The organism is Vandammella animalimorsus, from assembly GCF_002285285.1.
GTDB lineage: Bacteria > Pseudomonadota > Gammaproteobacteria > Burkholderiales > Burkholderiaceae_C > Lampropedia > Lampropedia animalimorsus.
Window position 1 is genome coordinate 395847 of sequence record NZ_NSJF01000001.1, and the last position, 17750, is coordinate 413596.

Below are 17750 nucleotides of genomic sequence, written 5' to 3' on the forward strand. Positions count from 1 at the left end.
TATGACCAAAGAAATCCGCAACATCGCCATCATCGCCCACGTGGACCATGGCAAAACCACCATGGTGGACCAGCTTTTGCGCCAGTCGGGCACCTTCGCCGACCATGAAAAAGTCGTGGACACGGTGATGGACAGCCACGCCATTGAGCGCGAGCGGGGCATCACCATCCTGGCCAAGAACTGCGCCGTGAACTGGCAGGGCACGCACATCAACATCCTGGACACGCCCGGCCACGCGGACTTTGGCGGCGAGGTCGAGCGCGCGCTGAGCATGGTCGATGGCGTGGTGCTGCTCATCGACGCGCAGGAAGGCCCCATGCCGCAAACGCGCTTCGTGACGAAAAAGGCGCTGGCCCTGGGGCTCAAACCCATCGTCGTGGTCAACAAGGTGGACAAGCCCGGCGCCAACCCGGACAAGGTCATCAACGCCGCGTTCGACTTGTTCGACAAGCTGGGCGCCACCGACGAGCAGCTGGACTTCCCCGTGGTGTACGCCAGCGGCATCAACGGCTGGGCCAGCCTGGAGGAGGGCGAGCCGGGCGAAAAATGGGGCGAGAACATGGCGCCGCTGTTCGACACCATCCTCAAGCACGTGCCCTCCGTGCAGGGCGATGCCAGCGCGCCGCTGCAACTGCAAATCTCCGCGTTGGACTACTCCACCTTCGTGGGCCGCATCGGCGTGGGCCGCATCACCCAGGGCACGCTCAAGCCCGGCCAGGACGTTCTGGTGGCGCGCGGCCCCGATGGCGAAACCTACAAAGGCCGCGTCAATCAGGTGCTGACCTTCCAGGGGCTGGACCGCGTGCAGGCCACTGAGGCTGGCCCCAGCGAAATCGTGCTGGTCAACGGCATCGAGAACATCGGCATCGGCGAGACGATTACCGACATCGCCAAGCCCCAGCCGCTGCCCATGCTCAAGATCGACGAGCCCACGCTGACCATGAACTTCTGCGTCAACACCAGCCCGCTGGCCGGGCGCGAAGGCAAGTACGTCACCAGCCGCCAGATCTGGGACCGGCTGCAAAAGGAGCTGCGCTCCAACGTCGCGCTGCGCGTGAAGGAAACGGGCGAGGACGGCGTGTTCGAAGTCTCCGGCCGCGGCGAACTGCACCTGACCATCCTGCTCGAAGAAATGCGCCGCGAAGGCTATGAGCTGGCCGTCTCCAAGCCGCGCGTGGTGTTCCGCGATATCGACGGGCAGAAATGCGAGCCTTACGAGCTGGTCACCGCCGACATTGAGGAAGGCCACCAGGGCGGCGTCATGCAGGCACTGGGTGAGCGCAAGGGCGAGCTGGTGAACATGGAGCCCGACGGGCGCGGCCGCGTGCGCCTGGAATACCGCATCCCCGCGCGCGGGCTGATCGGCTTTGCCAACGAATTCCTCAACCTCACGCGCGGCAGCGGCCTGATCTCCAACATCTTCGACGGCTACGAGCCCTACGCCGGCGAGATCGGCGGGCGCAAGAACGGTGTGCTCATCAGCATGGACGACGGCGAAATCATCACCTACGCCCTGGGCAAGCTCGACGACCGCGGCCGCATGTTCGTCAAGGCGGGCGATCCGGTGTACGAGGGCATGATCGTGGGCATCCACAGCCGCGACAACGACCTGGTGGTCAACGCCACGCGCACCAAGCAGCTGACCAACTTCCGCGTCAGCGGCAAAGAAGACGCCATCAAGATCACCCCGCCCATCGAGCTGACGCTGGAATACGCGGTGGAATTCATCGACGACGACGAACTGGTGGAAATCACCCCCACCTCCATCCGCCTGCGCAAGCGCTTCCTCAAGGAACACGAGCGCAAGCGCGCCAAGAACGCGGCGCTGGCGTGAGGGTTTTCACTGCCGATCAGTCGTGAAACCTGTGCCCTGCACGCGCAGGGATGAACCGACCAAATTTTTGGAGGTTATGCGGGCCAATGGCTGTTCCCCGCACACGCGGGGATGAACCGGATGCGCAGGGCGGCAAGCTGCGCCTGCCGCTTTATTCTCTGCATCTGCTCTGGTCAGATTGTGTGCCTATCGGGCCATGCATTGCCACGTGCAACCCACCGCAGCAGCCCTTTGGCACAATGCCGCGCTGTTGTTTTTGCTGTGGTGTGTCGATGCAATCCCAGATCAAGTTTCGCCTGCGCATTTACCGTGATGAGGTGATTGCCGTGGGCCCGGGCAAGGTGCAGTTGTTGGAGGCCATCGGCGAGGCCGGTTCGATTTCTGCGGCAGCGCGGCGGCTGGGCATGTCGTATCGGCGCGCCTGGTTGCTGGTGGAGGAGCTCAATGGCGCGCTGCGAGAGCCGGCGGTGCGCACGTCCACTGGCGGTGCGCATGGCGGCGGTGCGACGCTGACGCCGCTGGGCCTGCAATTAGTGGCGCATTACCGCGCTGCCGAGGCCAAGGCGCGCCGGGCTGCCGATGCTGAGCTCAAGGGGCTGTTGGAGATGCTGGCGCCCTGAGGCTTGTACAAAACACCTGTACAAAATCCCGGCGCATGCCTGGCATGAGGGCGTACCCGCCAGGGCGCTCTGCCTCGCAGGCCAAGCCATCCCAAGTCACGGGTTTTCAGCGCGCGCTGGTGCCGCAATCAGGAGCCAGCGCCGTGAACGGGCGCGGATGCCGCGTGCGCAAAACCTGTCTGATGGGCAGGATGTGCAATCTGGCTTATAAAGCGCGCCATGCCAAATCAACACTCTTTTTCAGGCTGCCCTCGGGCGGCCATTGCTGTTTTTCGGACCCGGCCAGCCGCTGCTTTGCCGCGCGGCGCTGGGCTTTTTGGGGTGAGCGACTGGCGCCGCGTGCTGCGCCTTTGCCTGTGCCTGCTGATGCTGGCTGCGCTGTGGCTGCATGGCGCGGCGCGGGCCGACATCGATGTGCCGCCTGCGCAGCTCACGGCCATCGAGGCGAGCCTTAGCACGCTGGACAATGCCGAGCTGAACCAGACTCAGCGCGAGGCAGCCAAGGCCCAGCTGGAAGCGGCTGCGGCGCTGGAGAAGGAGGCCGAGCTGCTGCTCGAACAACGGGCCCAACTGCAGGAGCAAAGCCGCGAGACTGCGGCCGCTGCGGTGGCCCCGCTGACGGCGGCCGAGCGCGAAAGCCAGTTCAAGCAATGGGCGGCGCGCCTGCCCCAGGGCATGAGCAACGATGCGCTGGAGCATTTGTTGCGCGAGGAGCGCAATGCCAGCAATACGCTCAAGGCGCGCATCGATGCCTTGGCCAGTGAGTTGACCAACCTGATTTCGCGCCCCGGGCAGCGCCTGAGCCAGATGGCTGCGCTGCGCCAGCGCGCCGATGCCAGTGCGGGCGAGCCTGCCAGCGACGCCAATGAGCCTGCGGCGCTGTTCGAGGCCAGGCGCCTGCGCCGCGCCGCTGAGCATCGCCGCGCGTTGGCCGAGCTGGCGCTGTACGAGGCAGAGCAGGCCACGGCTGAGCTGCGCCAGCGCCAGCTGGAAAACCAGTTGCAATCCCTGCGCCAGGAGCAGGCCCTGCGTGCGCCGCGCATCGACTGGCTTAGCCAGCGCATCAGCGCAAACAGCTTGCAGCGCCTGCAAAATCAGGCGCAGGAGTTGGCGGCTCTGGCCGAAAACAGCGCAGCGCAGCACGATGCCGCGCTGCATGAGTTGGCCCAGCGCAATGCCGAGCTGGCCCAGCAACTGCTGCAGGGCACGCAACAGCTCGGTGAGGAGCGCCGCACGCTGACTGACTACGAGCGCGAACGCGAGCAAATTGCCACTGCGCTGCGCGACACCCAGGCCCGGCTGCGCCTGGGCAGCAGCGATGCCGCAACCGGTTACTGGCTGTGGCAGCAGCGCTTGCGCATGCCGTCGCTGCTGGCGCTGACGGCGCAGCGCAAGCAAGTCCAGCAGCGCCTGGCGGAGTTGCGCCTGCAGCTCTACAACGCCACCGAGACGCGCTATGCCGCCATCGAATTGAGCCAGGCTCAGCCCGAAAAACTGCCCCAGGCAGGGCAGCCTGGCCAGCCTGCCAAAGCCGATGGCACCGATGAAGCCGGCGGGAAGGCGGCTGAGCCCTCTGCAACTGAGCAGGCAGCAACGGCAGGCAGCGCTGATCGCAATGCCTGGCAGGCCACGCAGGCCGAGCTGATTGACCAGCTCGAGCAACTGCTGCGCCGCCGCATCTCGGTGCTGGAACAGACCGACGGCACTTTGCAGACCTTGCTCACGCGCGGCGATGAGTTGCGCCAGCTGATGGACCGGCAATTGCTGTGGACGCCCAGCCACCCCCGGGTCGGCAAGCAATGGCTGGACGAGTGGGGCGAGCAGGGGGCTGAGGCCATCGCCCTGACGGCCATGCTGGGCAAGGCGCTGCGCTTTTTGCTGAGCGATTTGCTCAGTGACCCTTTGCCTTACCTGGCGCTGGCGCTGGTGCTGGGCGCACTGCTGGCGCTGCGCCTGCGCGCGCCACAGCGCCTGCGCGCCATCAGCGAGCAGATGCGCGACGTCAGTCAGGATCGGTTCTCCCTGACCTTGCAGGCCCTGCTTTGGACGCTGCTGATTGCCTTGCCCGCTGCCGTGGCGCTGTGGGGGGCGGGCACGGCATTGCAGCAGGTCGGTGCGCGGCACTTGAGCGATGTTGAAGCCATTGGCCGCACGATGGTGGATGTCTCGCGGCTGCTGCTGCTCACTGGTTTGTGGGGTGCACTCGTGCAGCCCGGCGGCCTGGCCCAGGCGCACTTTGCCTGGCCCAAGGCGCAGATCACAGCCTTGCGGCGGGCACAGCGCCTGGCCATGGTGCTGATCCTGCCGGCCTCGTTCGCGGCCATGCTGGCCTTGCACCGTGGCGCGGGCAGCATCATCAGCACTTGGGGCCGCCTGGCGCTGGTGGTGCTGGCGCTGGGGTTGATGGTGCTGTCCTGGCGTCTGATGCGCCGCCTGTGGCCTCGCTCGCAGCAGGCCGCACCCTGGCTGCTGCGGCTGCTGGGCTGGGTGTTGCCTGCGGCCTTCGTTGCCATTGCCCTGCTGGCCTTGGGCGGCTACATCTACACCAGCACGGAGATGCTGGGCGCGTTGTTCACCAGCCTGACAGTGGTGCTGGCCGTGTTGGTGGTCGATGGGCTGCTGCGCCGCTGGCTGCTGCTGAGCGAGCGCCGACTGGAGCAAAAGCGCTTGCTGGAGCAGGCGCTGAATCAAGGCAGTGCCAGCGTGGTCAACACCGAGTCGGGCGATGCCCCGCCCGAGAGCGAGTCGGAGCTGACGCTGGTGAGCATCAGCGCGCAGACACACCGCCTGCTGCGCCTGCTGCGCTTGACGCTGTTGGCCCTGGGGCTGCTCTGGGCCTGGTCCGAAGTGTTGCCTGCGCTGTTGCGCCTGGATGGCGTTCAGTTGTGGGGCAGCAGCGCCACGGGGCCTGATGGCAAGCCCATGCAGGTGCCGGTGACGCTGATGGATGTGTCGCTGGGCGCATTGCTGCTGCTGCTGACCTTCAGCATGGCGCGCAACCTGCCGGGCCTGCTGGAGCTGGCGCTCAACTCCTCGCGTTTCATCAGCAGCGCCACGCGCTATACCTTGACCACGCTGCTGCGTTACGCCATCACCATTGCCGGTGTGCTGTTCGCCTTCAGTCTGTTTGGCCTGCGCTGGAGCCAGCTGCAGTGGATGGCTGCGGCCCTGACCGTGGGCCTGGGCTTTGGCCTGCAGGAAATTTTTGCCAATTTCGTCTCCGGCCTGATCTTGCTGGTGGAGCGGCCGTTCCGCGTGGGCGACACCGTCACCATCGACAAGGACTTGACCGGCACCGTCACCCGCATCCGCACCCGCGCCACCACGGTGCTGGATTACGACAATCGGGAAATCATCATTCCCAACAAGACCTTCATCACCGGCCAGGTGACCAACTGGACGTTGAGCGACACCGTCACCCGCTTGGTGCTCAACGTCGGTGTGGCCTATGGCAGCGATGCCCGGCAGGTGCGCCAGTTGCTGCTGCGCGCTGCCGACGAGCACCCGAACGTGCTGGCAGAGCCCGCGCCCAACGCCTGGTTCATGGCGCTGGGCGGCAGCACGCTGGACTTCGAGCTGCGCGTGTACGTGGCCACGCTGGGCGAGCGCATGACGGTGCGCAACGACCTGAACCGCCGCATCACCGAGCTGCTGGGCGAGGCCAATATCGACATCGCCTTCCCGCAGCTGGATGTGCACCTGTGTGATCTGCCGCAGGCGGCGCAGCAAGCCGTGCATGACGCCGTGCAGGAGGCGGCGCAGCAAGCGGCTCAGCAGCAGGCGCAGTCGCCTGCTGCAGGCCAAGGGCCTGCGCCCAAGCCAACGGCTTGATGCGTGTGGCAAGAGCTGCGCAAATCGCAGCGTCGTGTGCCCAAGACAAAGCGCCCGGCCAAGCCGGGCGCTTTTTTGTGCTCAGGTTGGCCGGCTTGCTTGCTGGCCTTGCTGCTTGGGTTTATTTCTTGGGCCGGAAGGCCTGGCAGACGGCAGGATCGGTTTCGATGCGCGCTGCGCCGATCAAATCCAGGCAGTAGGGTACGGCGGCGAAGATGCCGTGGGCGATGGTCTGCCCGTCCTCGCCCTGCAGGCCGCCCAGGGTCTCGGCGATGGCGCGCGGGCGACCAGGCAGGTTCAGAATCAGCGCGCGGCCGCGCACCACGCCAACCTGGCGCGAGAGGATGGCCGTGGGCACGAAGTGCAGGCTGATCTGGCGCATTTGCTCGCCAAAGCCGGGCATGACGCGCTCGGCCACGGCCAGCGTGGCCTCGGGCGTGACGTCGCGCGGCGCCGGGCCGGTGCCGCCGGTGGTCAGCACCAGATCGCAGCCGATCTCATCGACCAGCTCGATCAGGGTGCGCTCGATCAGCGGCTGCTCGTCCGGGATCAGACGCTCGGCGAACTCCATCGGGTTGCGCACGGCGCGGCCCAGCCATTGGCGCAGCGCCGGCAGGCCTTCATCGGCGTAGGCGCCGCTGCTGGCGCGGTCGCTGGTGGCCACCAGGCCGATGCGCACGCAGGGCAGGGCGGCGGCATCGGCGGCATCGGGGTGTTGGGGGGCAGCGGTCATGGCCTGGCTCACAAGGTATCGAACAAGGTGTCAAACAAGGGATAGACGGTCAGGGCGTCGCCGTGGGCGATTGGGGCACCTGGCGCAGTCTCGGCCAGGGCGTTGGCAAAAGCCGCGCCCGAGAGCATGTTCGAGCCCTGCTGCGCCAGCGGCGTGGCCTGCCAGCCCTGCGGGCCTTGCTCCAGCCGCACGCGCACGAACTCGCGGCGGGGCTCGGGCTTGCTGCGGGTGAAATTGGCCCGCGCCTGCCATTGCAGCGGCCGGGCGCGCAGCTCGTCCAGACCGCTGAGGCGGCGCAGCGCCGGCAGCGCCAGCTGCTGGAAGGTCACCAGGCTGGAGACTGGGTTGCCCGGCAGCATGAACACGCGGCAGGGCGGCGCGTCTTCATCCATATCGCCCTGGGCGCTGCGGGCAATGTGGCCCCAGGTGAAGGGCTTGCCCGGCTTGATGAACAGCCGCCATTGCACCAGCGTGCCCACTTCCTCCAGCGCGCGCTTGAGGTGGTCTTCCTCACCGACGGAGACGCCGCCCGAGCACAGGATGGCGTCGCTGTGCTGCGCTGCGCGTTGCAGAGCCTCGCGCGTGGCGGCCAGCGCATCGGGCAGGGCGCCGCCGTCGATGGCGGCAAAGCCCAGCGCCTGCAGCCAGCTCAGCAACATGACGCGGTTGCTGTCGTAGATCTGCCCCGGCTGCAGCGGCTGGCCCGGCTGCACCAGCTCGTTGCCGCTGGAGAACACCGTCACGCGCAGCGGCGCCAGCACCGGCGCTTGCGCATAGCCCTGGATGGCCAGCAGGCCGATGGTGGCCGGGTTCAGGCGCGCGCCGCGCGAGAGCAGCGTGGCGCCAGCTTGCAGCTCTTCGGCGCGGCGGCGGATGTGCTGGCCGGGGCGGATCGCCTGGCCGGGCGCCAACGCGATCTCGCCCTGGCTGGCATCGTGCGTGACGTGCTCTTGCATCAGCACGGCCTGGGCGCCAGCGGGGATGGGCGCGCCGGTGAAGATGCGCGCGGCCTGGCCGGGTTGCAGCGCCGGGCCCTGGGCTGAGTCACCGGCGGCGATGCGCTGCACGACCTGCCAGCTGCTGCGGTCTGTGCCGCAGATGGCGTAGCCGTCCATGGCGCTGTTGTCGAAGTTGGGTACGTCCAGCCGCACGGGCAAATCCTCGGCCAGGATGCGGCCGTGCAGCTGCGCCAGCGGCAAGGTTTCGCTGCGCACCATGGGCTGGTGGGTTTGCAGCAAGGTGTTCAGGGCGTCGTGGTAGTCGAGCAGGTCTTTGGACATGGCGGTGCTTCGGTGCTTTGGGGCTGCTGCCGGGCGGCTTGGGTGCTATTGAAGTTCAGTATTGCGGTGGTGTTTCCGGCCGGGCCTGCGCAGCAGCTGGGTTGAAAACGCTTGCAAGCTCTTGAGCTTTGCGCGCATTCTCGCTTTGCAGCGGGGCAGCGCTTGCCCCGAACAAGCGCTTCGCAAACCGTATCTCAACACCCCCTAGCGCGATTGCAGTTGTTGTTGCAGGCTTTGCAGGGCCTGCTGGTCGTTGAGGTTGGCGAAGGCCTGGGCGTCGTCAAAGAACACCGTCTGCCAGCCGCGCGGCTCCAGCCAGTGGCGCAGGCTCAAGTCGCCTTGGCCTTGCTGTTGGGCCTGTAGGTACTGCGGCAGGCCCAGCAAAAGGGCCGGGCGCAGCAGGCTGATGCTGGGGTGGCGGCCCGAAGCGGTGGCGGCCGAGACGGCGGCCAAGCCAGGGCGTGCAAACAGCGCCTGTGCCAGGCGCGCGGCCAGCTGTGGCGGCAGCAGCGGCGTGTCACAGGGCACAACCAGCAGCGCGTCCAGATCCGGGGGCAGTTGCGGCGCGGCGCTGGCAATGCCGGCCAGCGGCCCCAAGCCCTGCCACTGCGGCGCATCCGGCCACACGGGCAGGCCCAGGGCCTGATACTCGGGCAAATCCGCGTTGGCGCTGATGGCGATGCTGTGCACCTGCGGCCGCAGCGCCTGCGCCACGTGCTGCACCAATGGCTGGCCCAGCAGCGGCTGCAGGCCTTTGTTGCAGCCACCCATGCGCTGGCCTTGCCCCCCGGCCAGAATCAGCGCGCCGATGCGCGCGGCAGTGGCTGTGGTGGTGGCGGTCTGGCTGGTTGTGCAGGCCATCGCGCTGCCGGTGGCAGTGTCGATGGCGTGATCGTTTGCGCCGACCGCTGCGGTGGGCGCTGCCGTGGCTTGCCAGCGCCGCTGCGCGGCCTGGTCGCTGGCCTTGGCCTGCACCCAGTGCGCGCTGGCGTCGGCAAAGCATTCCTGTTTCCAGAACGGCGCCTCGGTCTTGAGGTAATCCATGATGAAGGCGTTGGCCTCGTAAGCATCGCGGCGGTGGGCGCTGGCGGTTTCGACCAGCACGATGGCTTGCCCCGCAGCGATGCGCCCCACGCGGTGCAGCACGGTGACGGCCTGCAAATCCCAGCGCTGGCGCGCCTGGGCGACGATGCGCTCAATCTCGGCCTCAGTCACGCCGGGGAAGTGCTCCAGCTGCAAATGGCTCAGCGGCGCCTGGCGCGCGTCGTTACGCACATGGCCGGCAAAGCGCACCGTGGCGCCGCACTGCCCCTGGGGCATGGCGGCGGGGGCTTGCAGGTCCAGCGGCTCGGTCTGGATGCGCACGCGAAACAGGGACATGGCGCGCGCCCCATCAACCGCCAGTCACCGGCGGCAGGATGGCCACCTCGTCGCCATCGGCGATCTCGGCCGGCCCGTGCAGCAGCCGCTGGTTGAGGGCCAGCTTGAAGATGCGCTCAGGCGCCAGGGCCTCGGCCCAGTCCGGGCCACGCTGGCGCAGCAATTGCAGCAGCGCCTCGGTGGTGCCGCCCGCCCAGGGCAGGGCCTCGCGGCCTGCGGGTTGCAGCAGCTTGAGGGGGCCGAAATAGACGATGGTGATCATGGCAGGCAGGGCGTTGGGGCTCAGCAAGGGCGGCGCAGGATGCGTCGCGGCGGCGCCGAGTGTAGCAAGGGAAGGTTTGCATGAATTGCAGCGTCGTGTGCGCTGTGGGCTTGGGTGTTCTGTGTCGTTGCAAGCCCTTGCGGTATCTCACGGTATCGCTGTGGTTTGCTCGTCGCATCCCATCCCGATGCGCAGCGCACACCTTGTGCTGAGAGCGTGCAGTCCTGCCCAACCGTGAGGTTGCAGCAGCCTGACGGGTAGGGCTGTTCACAGCAGGCAGGAAAGTGATCATGCAAGCTCTGCGGTCATGTGAACTGCCCTGGCGAGCAAGCTGGCGAAGGTCTTATCATGGCGACCGACGCCAGCAGAATAAGCCCGCCATGAATGCCACGATGATCCCTTTGCCCCCTAACGCTGTGGGCGGCGACCAGGCCGGTGCCGCCACCCACCAGGCCCAGCTGATCGACGGCTTTGGCCGCCGCATCCACTATCTGCGCGTCTCTGTCACCGACCGTTGCGACCTGCGCTGCAACTACTGCATGCCCAAGGATTTCAAGGGTTTTGAGGAGCCGGCCAACTGGCTCAGCCACGCTGAAATGGCGCGGCTGATCGGCCTGTTCGTGCAGCTGGGCGTGAACAAGGTGCGCCTGACCGGCGGCGAGCCGCTCACGCGCCGTGGCGTGGTCGAGCTGGCCGAGCGCATCGGCCGCATGCCGCAGGTGCGCGATCTTTCACTGTCCACCAACGGCACCATGCTGGCGCGCCATGCCGCCGGCCTCAAGGCCGCGGGCGTCAAGCGCCTGAACGTCAGCTTGGATTCACTCGATGCCGCCACCTTTGCGCAGATCACCGGGCGCGATTGCCTGCAGGACGTACTGGCCGGCCTGAATGCTGCGCGTCAGGCCGGCTTTGCGCCGATCAAGCTCAACTGTGTCGTGCACGCCCAGACGCCCGAGCCCGAGGTGGCCCGCATGCTGGCTTACACGCTGGCCAATGGTTTCATCCTGCGACTGATCGAGACCATGCCCATGGGCGAGAGTGGGCGCCAGTTCCAGCCGGCCGACCTCACACAGATGGGCGCGCGCCTGGCCAAGCGCTTCGGCTTGGTGCCGGCGCTGGACATTGGCGATGGCGGCCCGGCGCGCTACTGGGCGGCGGGCCAGGGCGCGCCCGCGCTGGGCGTGATCACCCCCATGTCGCAGCACTTTTGCGCCACCTGCAACCGTGTGCGCCTGACGGTCGATGGCACCTTGCACCTGTGTCTGGGCCAGGAGGACAGCGTGCCGCTGGGCCGCATGTTGCGCCAGGGCGCAGGCGATGCGCAACTGCTGGCGGCCATCCGCGCCGGCATCGCCGCCAAGCCAGAGCGGCACGAGTTCCACAGCGAGCCGCAGCGCATCGTGCGCTTCATGTCGCAAACCGGGGGTTAAGCAATGAGCGCCATGCCCAGAAATGTGCTGGGGCTGGTTGGCCGCTCCGGCAGCGGTAAAACCACGCTGCTCGAAGCCATGCTGCCGTTGCTGCGCGCACGCGGCTTGCACGTCAACGTCATCAAACACAGCCACCACGACATCACGCTGGAGCCGCCAGGCAAGGACAGCGCGCGCTTTCGCGCTGCCGGCGCGCAGGAGGTCATGATTGCCTCGCCCTGGCGCTTTGCCATCATGCATGAGCTGCATGGTCAGCCAGAGCCTGAGCTGGCCGAGCAACTGGCGCGGCTGGCGCCGGCGGACCTGACGCTGCTCGAAGGCTTCAAGCGCCAGCCCATTGCCCAGCTGGAGGTTTATCGCCCGGCGCTGCAGCTGCCGCCGCTGCACACCCAGCCTGGCAGCGGCATCATTGCCGTGGCCAGCGATGCGCCACCGCCTCCCGGCGCGGCGCTGCCCTGGCTGCCGCTGAATGCGCCGCAGCAGGTGCTCGATTTCATTCTGGCGCAATTGCAGTTGGCGTGATGCTGCGGCGCAGAAAGCGGCGCTGTTGAGGCATCCGGCTGTCTTGAGCAAGGCCCAGTATTGGGCCTGCCGCGTTTTTTTCGGGGCTTGCGTTGCGCCACTACAATGCGCGCCTTTTGCGCGGCCGCACGCTGCTGTGCGCGCGGCCGCAGTGTTTCGTGGTGTCCGCCAGCATGCCGCTGGCGGCCGGGCCTGGTTGGCGCGCAGCCTGTGCTGCGCTGCTCAAGGCCCGGCGGGAAGCAGGTCTAGGCCTGCGCTGCCCCCGCAACGGTAGGTTCTTGTATCCGCCTTGGCCCTGGCTGCTGCATGCTGCCAGTGGCTGCCACTGTGGCCCCTGCGCCATGGGAAGGCTGGGCGGTGTTCTGAAGGCGTGCTGCCTTGTGGCGAGCGCCTGCAGCCTGAACGAGCCCGGAGACCGGCTGCGAAACGACCCTGGTGGCGCCTTTGCTGTGCCCGCTGTCGTTCTTCCTCCAGCCGCGGTCCTGTGCAGGTTCGCGGCTGGCAAGCCGGCGGGCCGGGGCGCTGAGTGTGTGTTCGCCGCGCGGGTTGGCGCGGCAAGGGGCGTCTGCACAAATACAGCAGCCAAGTGTGTGCTGCGATCGGGCTGGAATGCGAAGCGCAAACCGCAGCGATACCAAATGGTGTTGCAAGGATTTGCAGGCGAAGCAGGCTGCCCGAATCCGCAGCGGCGCAAGGCGCTGTGATGCGCGCGGACCTTCCAAGGGGGAATCGAATGACCCGTTTCTTTGTATCGGGCCAGGGCTTTGCTGCGCCCGGCCATCATCGAGCTGCTGGCCGCCTGGCCAGCGTGGCGCTGGCCTGTGCCAGCCTGTGCGCGCCGGCGCTGGCCCAGCAGGCTGCGGCCGATGGGGCGGCGACGCTGGATGAAGTGTTCGTCACTGCCACGGCGCGGCCCGAGGAGCGCAGCCGCATCGCCGGCACGACCCAGGTGATCGGGCGCGAGGCGATCGAGCATTCTTCGGCGCGCTCGGTGACGGATTTGCTGGCCGAGCACGCCGTGGGCTTTTTCAGTGAGTGGACGGCGGCGCAGACTTCGATGAATCTGCGCGGCGCGGCCACCGATGGCCAGGGGCGCGACTTCCGCAGCCAGGTGCTGGTGCTGGTCAATGGCCGCCGCGCAGGCACGGCCAATCTCTCCAAGCTCAACCCGGCCGAGGTCGAGCGCATCGAGATTGTGCGCGGCCCGGCCTCGGTGTTGTATGGCAGCCAGAACATGGGCGGCATCGTCAACGTCATCATGAAGAGCGGCCAGGGCCAGCCGCCTGCCAGCGTACAGCTGCGCGGCGGCTCCTGGGGCCAGTACCACGCCCAGGCCCAGACCAGCGGCGCCAGCGGCAATATGGATTGGTTCATCGGCGCCTCAGCCGGCGGACGCAAGGACTACGACAGCGGCCTGGGCCATCGCATGGAGAACACGGCCTGGCGCCGCCGTGGCGCCAGCGTCGCCTGGGGCTGGCAACTGCACGAGCAGCACCGGCTGGATGTGAACCTGCGCACGGATGGCATTTTCGATGCGGGCTTTCGCGGCTCAGGCGCCAACACCTTGAGCCGGGACAACCGCTCCAACCGGTCGCTGGATCTGGTCTATGACGGCGCCAGCGCCGACCAGCGGCTGGGCTGGACGGCGCACCTGTACCGCCTCAAGGACGTGGACGAGTTCAACTGGGCCTCGCCAGTGATCCGCTCGGGCAACAACCCTGCGCCGGGCACGGCGCGCGATTACAACCGCCGCAACCTCGATGCCACGGGCGCGCGCCTGCATGCGCGCGCGGCACTCACGCCCAGCAACGATGTGCTGCTGGGCTACGACACCGAACGCAGCAAGCTGCGCTCGCAGCGCGAACGCCTGCCCGTGCCCGGTGGCCCTGGCAAGCAGGTGCCGCCCATCGACTACAACCAGACCGAGCAGGTGCATGCGCTGTACTTCGAGGACGCGCAGCGCCTGCTCGATGACCGCCTGACGCTGCGCGGCGGCCTGCGCAAGACCTGGGGCCGCACGCACTTTGACGATACCCCGCATCTGGCTGCGCAGCGCGCTGCGGCGCGCTCCTACGACGCGCTGACCTGGTCGCTGGGCGCCACCTATCGCTTGAGCGAGCACACCAGCCTGCGGGCGCTGGCGGCCACAGGCTTTCGTGCGCCTACGGCCACCGAGCTGGCCGCAGACTTCACCGCGCTGGGCGGCGGGCGCAGCTTTGGCAACCCGAACCTCAAGCCCGAGCGCGCACGCCAGCTGGAAGTGGGCGCGACCTGGCAGGGCGCGGCCTGGCGGCTCGATGGCGCGCTGTTCCAGAACACCATCAGCGACCGCATCATCACCATCTCGCGTGGGCCGGGCACCAACACTTCGGACTACGGCAACAACCGCGCCAACATCGTCGCGCGCGGCCTGGAGGCCAGCGCGCACTTGCGCCTGGATCAGGCCCTGGGCTGGGGCGTGGGCGCGCCGGCGCTGAGCCTGTTTGGCCACGGTTACTACCACTTCACCATGCAGGACAAGGGCGCCGCTGCAGCGCTGGCCAGCCAGCGCGTGCAGCGCATGTACCGCCATGCGCTCTCGGCCGGGCTGCGCTACGGCCAGGGCCGCGAGGGCCAAGCTGGCGCCTGGAATGTGCAGCTGGCGGGCATTCTGCGCGGGCCGATGTGGTACGACACGGAGGAGTCGCTGCTGATCCCGCAGGCCGAGCCGCGCCGCGCCTTCCTGCACCGCAAGGGCAGCTTCACGGTCTGGAACCTGCGCGGCCAGTACCAGCTCAGCCAGAGCCTGCGCCTGTTCGCAGCGGTCAACAACCTGCTGGACAAGAACCAGCACCCGATCTTCATCTCCACCGACCGCGGCGCGGCCTGCATCTCCGACCGGCGCTTCCAGAACGGCGGCTGCGGCACCTCCATGCCCGGGCGCGAATTCCAGCTTGGCCTGGAGGCGCGTTTTTGAGCGCCAGCGGCCGCCGCAGGGGCTGGGCGATTTGGCGCAGGCTGTGCGCAGCGCTGCTGCCCGCGCTGGCCTGGTCAGCTTGGCCAGCTTGGCCTGATTTGGCCAGCGGCGCGGCGGCAGCCGATCCGACCAGCGGCGCCAGCCCCTGGCTGGCGCACTGCCTGCATGAGCAGGCGTTGCAACCCGCAGCCAGCGCTCCGGTGCTGTTGCGCGATGCGCTGGGGCGTGAGGTGGCGCTGCCGCGCCCGCCGCAGCGCATCGTGACGATTTTTTCCTCCAACACCGAGCTGGTGGCGTATCTGGGCCTGACCGGGCGCATCGTCGGCGTGGAGGACTACACCCGCTACCCCGCCGCCGTGCTGGGCCTGCCCAAGGTGGGCGGGCGGCTGGGCTTTTCGGTCGATGCCGTCACCGCGCTGGCGCCCGAGCTGGTCATCGTCACCCCGGCGCGCCAGGCGGCGCACCAATTGGTCGAGCCCATGCAGCGCATCGGCGTGCCGGTGATGGTCTTGCTCAGTCGCTCCGTGGGCGAAGTGCTGGACAACCTGCGCCTGGTGGCCCGCGCCGCCGGTGTGCCGCAGCGCGGCCAGTGCCTGGCGGCGCAATTGCAGGCGCGGCTCGATCGCATCGCCCGCAGCGTGCCGCCAGAGGCTGCGCCCAGCGCCGTGCTCATCACCGGCCGCATGGGCAATGGCATGCTGCTGGTGGCCCGGCCCGGCAGCTACACGGCCGAGGCCGTCGAGCTTGCCGGCGCACGCCACGCCCTGCAAGGCCTGGGGCCGTTGGCCCAGGTCTCGCCCGAGGCCGTGCTGGCCGCCGCGCCCGAGGTGCTGCTGTTTGCCGGCACCCAGGCTGCCTTCGACGAGCTGCTGCAAAGCCCCGGCTGGCGCGACCTGCCGGCCGTGCGCGCCGGACGCACGCTGACCGTGGCGCGCGCCGAATTCCTCATCCCCGGCCCGCGCACCATCGACGGCATCGAAAAACTGTTCCAGGCCCTGCACCTGCAACGCGCCGGCCAGCTGCTGCCCGGCGCAGCGCAGGCCGCGCCCACGCCGCCATGAGCCAACCCAATCCTTTGCCAGATGAAGCCCCCGCCCAGGCCCGCTGGCGGCGTTTCCTCTACGGGAGCGCAGCCCTGTTGGCGCTGGCGCTGCTGCTGGCCGCCTGCGCCGGGCACCGCTGGGCCAGCCCGGCGGCCGTGCTGGCTGCGCTGAGCGGCGACGAAGCCCTGAGCAGCCGCCTGCTGCTGCAATGGCGCCTGCCGCGCGTGCTGGCCGCAGCCTTGGTTGGGGCATTGCTGGGGCTGTCGGGCGCGATCTTCCAAGGAGTGTTTCGCAACCCGCTGGCCGAGCCCTACCTGCTGGGGGCCTCAGGCGGCGCGGCGCTGGGCGCCAGCGTGGCGCTGCTGGTGCCGCTGGGCCTGCCCAGTGCCTGGCTGCTGCCCGCGCTGGCCTTTGCCGGCGCCTGGGGCGCGACGCTGCTGGTGCTGGGCGTGGCCCGGGTGGCGGGCGCGCTGGATGCGGCCGGCATGCTGCTGGCCGGCGTGGCCATCGCCGCCGTGCTGGGCGCACTGCGCTCGTTTCTGATGTTGGCGCTGTCGGACGAAACCGTCAGCCTGCAAGTGGTGATGAGCTGGATGCTCGGCGGCATCCAAACGCCGAGCTGGCCCGGCCTGCTGGGTCTGCTGGCGGCCACGCTGGGCTGCGCCTTCATGGCCCAGCGCACCGCGCGCGGGCTGGATCTGCTGGGCCTGGGGCCGCAGCTGGCGCAGGGCTTTGGCCTGAATGTGGCGCGCTTCGTGCCCTGGGCCGTGGTGGCCGGCGCGCTCATCGTGGCCGTGGCCGTGGCCTGGGGCGGGTTGGTGGCCTTCGTGGGCCTGGCCGCGCCGCACATCGCCCGCTGGCAGGTCGGGGCGCTGCACCGTCACGTGCTGCCCGCCTCGGCCCTGATCGGCGCCATCGTCGTCACCCTGGCCGATGCGCTGGCGCGCTCCGTACTGCCCCCGGCCGAAGTGCCGCTGGGCCTGGTCACTGCCCTGGCGGGCGGGCCGTTTTTCATCATCTTGCTGGCGCGGAGGTTGCGGCAATGACGGTTGTGAACACGGCGCTGGCCTCCGATCTTCAGCCTGAAGCTGGCCCTGCATCGCCGGCCCTGGCCTTGCATGATGTGCGGCTGCGCCGCCAGCAGCGTCAGGTGCTGGCAGGCATCGATGTGCAGTTGCCTGTGCGTGGTGCGGTGGCCCTGGTGGGCCCCAATGGCGCGGGCAAATCCAGCCTGCTGTCGGTGTTGGCCGGCTTGAGCGCACCCGATGCTGGGCAGGTGCTGCTGCATGGCCGGCCGATGGCGGCCATGCCGGTGGCCGAACGGGCCCGCCACATCGGCTATATGCCGCAGCAATTCACACCGCATTGGGATTTGACGGTGCAGGAGCTGGTGCAGGTGCGCCTGGCGCTGCGGCCCGAGTTGGGTAAAAGCCCGGCGCAGCTGCTGCATACGCAAGGCTTGGGCGCATTCGCGCTGCGGCGCTGGTCCAGCCTCTCGGGCGGCGAGCAGGCGCGGGTGCTGCTGGCCACCGTGCTGGCGGTGCAGCCGCCCATTTTGCTGGCCGATGAGCCGGGTGCGGCGCTGGACGTGCGCCACCGCCTGGAGCTGGTGCACGCGCTGGCCCAGCGCGGGCGAGCGCAGTTGGTGGTCGTGGTCATGCACGATTTGGAGCTGGCTTTCCAGTGCTTTGAGCGCATTCTCGTCATGGCCCAGGGGCGCATCGTGCTCGACGGCGGCCCAGAGCTGGCCTTGGACGAGCGCCTGGATGCGCACTTTGGTGTGCGCTTTGAGCGCATCGGCACGCCGCCGCAGGTGCTGCTGCGCGCGCAATGGCCCCTCTCGTGAGGAAAACACGATC

13 protein-coding genes and 1 riboswitch are annotated in these 17750 nt (G+C 68.4%); of the genes, 9 read left to right on the forward strand and 4 right to left on the reverse strand.

The features are described 5' to 3' along the window. Position 1 precedes the first annotated feature (1 nt). The 3 genes from typA to CK620_RS01690 all read left to right on the forward strand — a co-directional run bounded on the left by typA (position 2) and on the right by CK620_RS01690 (position 6285). A complete protein-coding gene (gene typA / locus CK620_RS01680) occupies positions 2 to 1834 on the forward strand; it encodes a translational GTPase TypA (protein WP_095548827.1) in 1833 nt (610 codons plus the stop codon). Positions 1835 to 2106: 272 nt separating this feature from the next. Then, positions 2107 to 2454: a winged helix-turn-helix domain-containing protein gene (locus CK620_RS01685; RefSeq protein WP_095548828.1), complete on the forward strand. Its 348-nt coding sequence runs from the start codon at positions 2107 to 2109 to the stop codon at positions 2452 to 2454. 339 nt (positions 2455 to 2793) lie between these two features. After that, a complete protein-coding gene (locus tag CK620_RS01690) occupies positions 2794 to 6285 on the forward strand; it encodes a mechanosensitive ion channel domain-containing protein (RefSeq protein ID WP_143325862.1) in 3492 nt (1163 codons plus the stop codon). Positions 6286 to 6406: 121 nt separating this feature from the next. On the opposite strand, the gene mog is transcribed toward CK620_RS01690, so the two are convergent. The 4 genes from mog to CK620_RS01715 form a co-directional block, all read right to left on the reverse strand. Next, on the reverse strand, positions 6407 to 7018 hold the full coding sequence (gene mog / locus CK620_RS01695; protein WP_095549097.1) for a molybdopterin adenylyltransferase: 612 nt from the start codon (positions 7016 to 7018) through the stop codon (positions 6407 to 6409). 8 nt (positions 7019 to 7026) lie between these two features. Then, positions 7027 to 8298: a molybdopterin molybdotransferase MoeA gene (locus CK620_RS01700; protein WP_095548830.1), complete on the reverse strand. Its 1272-nt coding sequence runs from the start codon at positions 8296 to 8298 to the stop codon at positions 7027 to 7029. A 204-nt stretch (positions 8299 to 8502) separates the two neighbouring features. Beyond that, positions 8503 to 9678, reverse strand: a complete 1176-nt coding sequence (gene mobA, locus CK620_RS14195; protein ID WP_238945968.1) for a molybdenum cofactor guanylyltransferase MobA — start codon at positions 9676 to 9678, stop codon at positions 8503 to 8505. Between the two features lie 13 nt (positions 9679 to 9691). Next, complete coding sequence (locus CK620_RS01715; protein WP_238945969.1) at positions 9692 to 9967, reverse strand: MoaD/ThiS family protein; 276 nt, start codon at positions 9965 to 9967, stop codon at positions 9692 to 9694. Positions 9968 to 10320: 353 nt separating this feature from the next. Here CK620_RS01715 and moaA point away from each other — a divergent pair, with 353 nt between their 5' ends. The 6 genes from moaA (at position 10321) to CK620_RS01745 (ending at position 17737) form a co-directional block, all read left to right on the forward strand. Then, on the forward strand, positions 10321 to 11370 hold the full coding sequence (gene moaA, locus CK620_RS01720) for a GTP 3',8-cyclase MoaA (RefSeq protein WP_238945970.1): 1050 nt from the start codon (positions 10321 to 10323) through the stop codon (positions 11368 to 11370). A 3-nt stretch (positions 11371 to 11373) separates the two neighbouring features. Beyond that, positions 11374 to 11892 (forward strand): molybdopterin-guanine dinucleotide biosynthesis protein B, encoded by a 519-nt coding sequence (gene mobB / locus CK620_RS01725; protein ID WP_420894193.1) that lies wholly within the window; start codon positions 11374 to 11376, stop codon positions 11890 to 11892. A gap of 187 nt (positions 11893 to 12079) precedes the next feature. After that, positions 12080 to 12330, forward strand: a riboswitch (cobalamin riboswitch). Positions 12331 to 12625: 295 nt separating this feature from the next. Then, a complete protein-coding gene (locus CK620_RS01730; protein WP_095548832.1) occupies positions 12626 to 14848 on the forward strand; it encodes a TonB-dependent receptor in 2223 nt (740 codons plus the stop codon). Beyond that, the gene (locus tag CK620_RS01735; protein ID WP_238945971.1) at positions 14845 to 15909 is read left to right on the forward strand and encodes an ABC transporter substrate-binding protein; all 1065 of its coding nucleotides are present in this window, start codon (positions 14845 to 14847) and stop codon (positions 15907 to 15909) included. The genes CK620_RS01730 and CK620_RS01735 overlap by 4 nt, the downstream gene beginning before the upstream one ends. After that, on the forward strand, positions 15906 to 16937 hold the full coding sequence (locus tag CK620_RS01740) for a FecCD family ABC transporter permease (protein ID WP_095548834.1): 1032 nt from the start codon (positions 15906 to 15908) through the stop codon (positions 16935 to 16937). The genes CK620_RS01735 and CK620_RS01740 overlap by 4 nt, the downstream gene beginning before the upstream one ends. Further along, positions 16934 to 17737 carry an ABC transporter ATP-binding protein gene (locus CK620_RS01745; protein WP_095548835.1) on the forward strand — a complete coding sequence of 268 codons (804 nt, stop codon included), beginning with the start codon at positions 16934 to 16936 and terminating at the stop codon, positions 17735 to 17737. Before CK620_RS01740 ends, CK620_RS01745 begins: the two co-directional genes overlap by 4 nt. The last annotated feature ends 13 nt before the right edge of the window (positions 17738 to 17750 follow it).